General features: G+C 57.3%; 1 pseudogene. It reads right to left on the bottom strand.

Features of this window, described 5'->3' with window-relative positions:
• Positions 1 to 1099 (bottom strand): annotated as a pseudogene (psaB, locus tag AS151_RS07210) (photosystem I chlorophyll a apoprotein A2); the annotation flags it as partial.

Genomic DNA, 1099 nt, shown 5'->3' with positions numbered 1-1099 from the left:
GCCCAGGGCAATGGCGTGGTGGACCAGGAAGTCTCCCGGACCGATGGTGAGGAATAGGGAGTTGTCTCCCGAGTTGATGGCATCCAGCCAGCCGCCCAGCCAGACGTTGCCGTAGTTGGGCCAAGCTGTGGTGGCGATGCTATCTGGATTGCTCAACAGTACATCGAAGCCGTAGAGGGCTTTACCGTGAGCGGCTTGAATCCACTGGGCAAAGACCGGTTCGATGAGGATTTGTTTTTCGGGGGTGCCGAAGGCAACCACCACGTCGTTGTGGACGTACAGTCCTAAGGTGTGGAAACCGAGGAACAGAGAAACCCAGCTCAAGTGGGAGATGATGGCTTCTTTATGTTGCAGGACGCGATCGAGCACGTTGCCTTTGTTCTGTTCGGGGTCGTAGTCCCGTACTAAGAAGATGGCTCCGTGGGCGAAGGCGCCAACCATGATGAAGCCGGCGATGTACTGGTGGTGGCTGTACAGGGCTGCTTGGGTGGTGTAGTCCTGCGCCATGAAGGCGTAGGGAGGCAGCGAGTACATGTGTTGGGCCACCAGAGAGGTGATAACTCCCAAAGAAGCCAGGGCCAAAGCTAGCTGGAAGTGCAGGGAGTTGTTGATGGTGTCGTACAGCCCTTGGTGAGGCAGGTTAAACTGTCCTTTGGTTTTGGTTCCAAAGAAGTCTTTGGCATCGAGCATTTCCCGAATGCTGTGACCGATACCAAAGTTGGTGCGGTACATGTGCCCGGCGACGATGAAGATGACTGCGATCGCCAGGTGGTGGTGGGCCATGTCCGTCAGCCACAGGGACTCGGTTTGGGGATGGAAACCACCGAGGAAGGTTAGGATAGCAGTGCCAGCGCCTTCACCAGTGCCGAAAATGTGTTCGGCGGTGTCGGGGTTTTGGGCGTAGGCAGCCCAATTACCGCTGAAGAAAGGTGCCAACCCTTCGGGGTGAGGACGCATGCTCAGGAAGTTGTCCCAACCCACGTGAACGCCGCGGGATTCGGGAATGGCGACGTGCACCAAGTGTCCGGTCCAGGCCAAGGAACTCACCCCGAACAAACCGGCGAGGTGGTGGTTCAGACGCGATTCGGCGTTTTTGAAC

It is taken from the genome of Geitlerinema sp. PCC 9228 (assembly GCF_001870905.1).
Lineage (GTDB): Bacteria > Cyanobacteriota > Cyanobacteriia > Cyanobacteriales > PCC-9228 > PCC-9228.
The sequence above is the reverse complement of the archived record's forward strand: the minus strand, read 5'-3'. Positions and strand labels throughout refer to the sequence as shown.